The 3575-nt window shown below is 72.0% G+C and carries 4 protein-coding genes; all 4 read right to left on the reverse strand.

Annotation, left to right across the window (positions count from 1 at the left end; translation table 11 throughout):
• Nucleotides 1-512 (reverse strand): zinc-binding alcohol dehydrogenase family protein (locus tag ACFTZL_RS42660; RefSeq protein WP_382595331.1); only part of this gene is annotated, 512 nt, incomplete at its 3' end.
• A 49-nt stretch (nucleotides 513-561) separates the two neighbouring features.
• Nucleotides 562-1179: a TetR family transcriptional regulator gene (locus ACFTZL_RS42665; RefSeq protein WP_382595334.1), complete on the reverse strand. Its 618-nt coding sequence runs from the start codon at nucleotides 1177-1179 to the stop codon at nucleotides 562-564.
• 21 nt (nucleotides 1180-1200) lie between these two features.
• A complete protein-coding gene (locus ACFTZL_RS42670) occupies nucleotides 1201-2592 on the reverse strand; it encodes an LLM class flavin-dependent oxidoreductase (RefSeq protein ID WP_382595337.1) in 1392 nt (463 codons plus the stop codon).
• Nucleotides 2589-3575 (reverse strand): ATP-binding cassette domain-containing protein (locus ACFTZL_RS42675; RefSeq protein WP_382595339.1); only part of this gene is annotated, 987 nt, incomplete at its 5' end. The genes ACFTZL_RS42675 and ACFTZL_RS42670, both read right to left, overlap by 4 nt.

The following is a 3575-nucleotide window of genomic DNA, read 5'->3' on the forward strand; positions in this document are numbered from 1 at the left end:
GCGAACCCGGGGGCGCCGGACTGGGGGGCGTGCTGCCCGGCGACGCCGCCCACCCCGCCCGCGCCACCGGTGATCAGCACGGTGTCGCCCTTGCCGACGCCCAGACGGCGGACCACTGCCTGATAGGCGGTCAGCCCGGCCGAGGGCAGCGCGGCCGCCGTCGCGGGTTCCAGACCGTCGGGGACGGGGGCGAGGACCGTGGCGTCGGCCAGGCTGTACTCGGCGAAGCCGCCGCGTTCGCGGATGTCGCCGTGGTACGCGACGCGTTGCCCCGGGCGGACGTGCGTCACGTGCTCGCCGACGGCGTCCACGATGCCCACGACGTCCAGGCCCAGGACGGCGGGCCACTCCCACTCCGGGATGCCGTACGCGGCACGCTGGTAGTCCGAGGGGTTCAGGCCGCAGGCTTCGACCTCGACTCTCACCTGCCCGGGGCCGGGTTCCGGGGTCGGCAGGTCGGCCGGGCGCAGCGTGTCGCAGGTGCCGGGCCGGTCGAGGACGAGCGCGTGCATGGAGAGGTTCCTCCTGGAGTGGTGCGGGGCGGGGCGGGGCGGCGCGTGGTCAGTGGTCCGCTACGAGTTCGCGCAGGCGCGTGCAGCTCGTGCGGTACGCCTCGGCGAGGGCGGACTCCTGGCCCGGTTCGTAGTGCGCCGCCCAGTCGTCGAAGGCCACGCGCAGCGTGACGCTCACCGTCTCGGCCAGGAGACGGACCCGTGGATCCGGCGGTGCGCTGCCCGTGGTGGTGGCCAGCAACCGCAGGAACCGCTCGCACTGTTCGGCCTCCCGCCGCAGGGCTGCGCCGCGCAACGCCTCGTCCTTCATGACCAGACGGCGTACGCGCACCATGCGCCGGACGACATCGGGCCGGCTCGAGCCGAGTTCGCCGAGCACGCCGGCCACGGCCTCCTCCACGTCCCGCAGGGTCGATGTGCCCGCCACACTCCCGTCGAGCCGTGCGGTGAGCAGTGCCTCGAAGGCGCGGTTCGGCCCCAGTGCCGCGTCCTCCTTCGTCGCGAAGTACCGGAAGAAGGTGCGCTGCGACATGCCGACCCGCGCGGCGATGCCGTCCACGGTCGTGCCCTCGAACCCGCGCTGCTCGAACAGGTCGAGCGCGGCGTCCTCGATCTCGGACTCCGTGGCCAGTCGGCGGCGCTCACGAAGGTCAATCTTGTCAGTCACCGACGTGACGTTAGCAGATGCCTAGTTGTCAGTGACTGACAGTGCTGAATCGCGCCGGTGGCGGGCCGCCGGGTGGGAGGCGGGCAGGCGGTCGCCGCGGCCGAACAGCTTCTGACGCAGCGTGCCTTCGTCGTACGCCGTCTTCAGCAGGCCCCGCTTCTGCAGCACCGGCGCAAGATGGTCGGCGAAGTCCGTGAAGGTGCCGGGGCTGGTGACGTACGCGAGGTTGATGCCGTCGACGCCGGCGTCCCGCCAGTGCTCCAGCTCGTCGGCGATCCGCTCCGGCACCCCGGCGACCGGCCGCGTCCAGGCGCGCGCCCGCAGCACCTCGCCGAACGTCCATGTCTTGTCCGGCGCCCCCTCCACCAGCGAGCGCACGAACCCCTGCACGCCGTTCGTGTCGATCTCGCCGACCGGGGCGTCGAAGTCGACCTGGGACAGGTCGAGTTGGAGCGAGCCCGCCATGTGTGCCGCGAAACCCTCGAGGCTCGTGTGCTCCCGGTAGTCGGCGAGCTTGCGCTCCGCCTCCTCCTCGGTGCTGCCCACGATCAGGGTCAGCCCCTGGAAGAAGAGGATGTCGCCGCCGTGCCTGCCGTACGACGCAGCCCGTGCCCGGACGTCCTCCACCTGGGTCCGCGCGCCCTCCGGGGACACGGCCCCGAGGAACACGGCCTCCGCGTTCCGGGCCGCGAACTCCCGTCCCCGCTCGGACGATCCGGCCTGGAAGAGGATCGGCGTGCGCTGCGGGGACGGCTCCGAGAGATGGGGGCCGTTCACACGGTAGAAGCGGCCCTCGTGGCGGACGTCGTGGATACGGGCCGGTTCCGCGTAGACGCGTCGCTCGCGGTCGCGCAGGACGGCGTTCTCCTCCCAACTCCCCTCCAGGAGCTGGTAGAGCACGTCCGTGTACTCCTCGGCCCGCTCGTACCGCTCGTCGTGGAGGGGAAGTCCGTCGAGGCCGAGTCCCTTCGCCGCCGACTCCAGGTACGACGTGACGATGTTCCACGCGACGCGGCCCTTGGTGAGGTGGTCGAGGGTGGAGAGGCGGCGCGCGAAGTTGTACGGGGGTTCCTGGAGGACCGACTGGGTGAAGGCGAGGCCGAGATGCTCGGTGGCGTGGGCGAGGGCGGCGACGAGCAACGACGGGTCGTTGACCGGGATCTGGAGCCCTTCGCGCACCGCGGTGTCGCGCGAGCCGCGGTAGGTGTCGTACGTCCCGATGACATCGGCGAGGAAGAGCGCGTCGAAGTACCCGCGCTCCAGGGTCCGCGCGAGCTCCGTCCATGTCTCCAGGTCGGTGTACGAGGTCTGGCTCGTGTCGTCGCGCACCCACTGGCCGTGGTTGATGTGCGAGACGCAGTTCATGGCGAAGGCGTTGAAGCGCAGCGGGCGGGGTGCGGAGGCGTCGGTCATCGGGTGGCTCCGGCGGTGGCGGTGGAGTTTGGGTGCGGGTGCGCGTGCACTGCATCCAACAGGGCGTGGGTGTAGGGCTGCTGAGGTGCGGAGAACAGGTCCTCGGCGGGGCCCGACTCCACGACGCGGCCGTCCTTCATCACGAGGACGTCGTCGCTGACATGCCGTACGACACCGAGATCGTGCGAGATGAACAGGTAAGCCAGCCCGAGGGACTCCTGTAGCTCGGCGAGCAGGTCGAGGACCTGGGCCTGTACGGAGACGTCGAGTGCGGACACCGGCTCGTCGAGGACCAGGACGGCCGGGCGCGGCGCCAATGCCCTTGCCAGGGCCGCTCGTTGACGCTGGCCTCCGGAGAGGGACAGCGGATGCCGGTCGAGGGTGTCCTCGGGGAGACCGACCTGTGCGGCGAGTTCGGTCACCCGGCGCGCGGCCTCGTCAGATGACGGTACCGAGTGTCCGGCGCGCCGCAGTCGTACGGCGTCGATCAGCGAGCGGCGCACGGTCCAGCGCGGATCGAACGCGGAGAGCGCATCCTGGTGCACGAGCTGGATGCCGTGCCGGTGCGGGCGGCGCTCCCGCTCCGGCAGCTCGCTCCACGGTTCGCCGTGCAGGGCGACCGTGCCCGCGTCGGGGCGGGTCAGACCGAGCGCGATCCGGGCCGTGGTCGACTTGCCGGACCCCGACTCGCCCACGATGCCCAGGGTGCGGCCGGCCGCGAGCGCGAACGACACATCGTGCACGGCGTCCCGGCCGCCGAAGGCCTTGTGGATCCGGTCGGCCGTGAGGACGGCCCCGTGAGGCGGGCGTGAGGAGGGCGCCTGTCCGGGTGCCTCTTCGGTCGGACGGCTGCCGTTCACGTCCCCGGGCGACTGGGGATCGGCGGGGGCGGGCCCCGGCGTGAGGCGCGTGCCCTTGGGATGCCGGGCCGGGTCCGCGGCCAGCAGGGTCCTCGTGTACGGGTGCTGCGGATCCTCCAGTAC

It is taken from the genome of Streptomyces sp. NPDC056948 (assembly GCF_042674225.1).
GTDB lineage: Bacteria > Actinomycetota > Actinomycetes > Streptomycetales > Streptomycetaceae > Streptomyces > Streptomyces purpurascens.

Coding starts and splice junctions, on each gene's coding strand:
- ACFTZL_RS42670 (WP_382595337.1), bottom strand. CDS start 2,592: ATGACCGACGCCTCCGCACCCCGCCCGCTGCGCTTCAACGCCTTCGCC.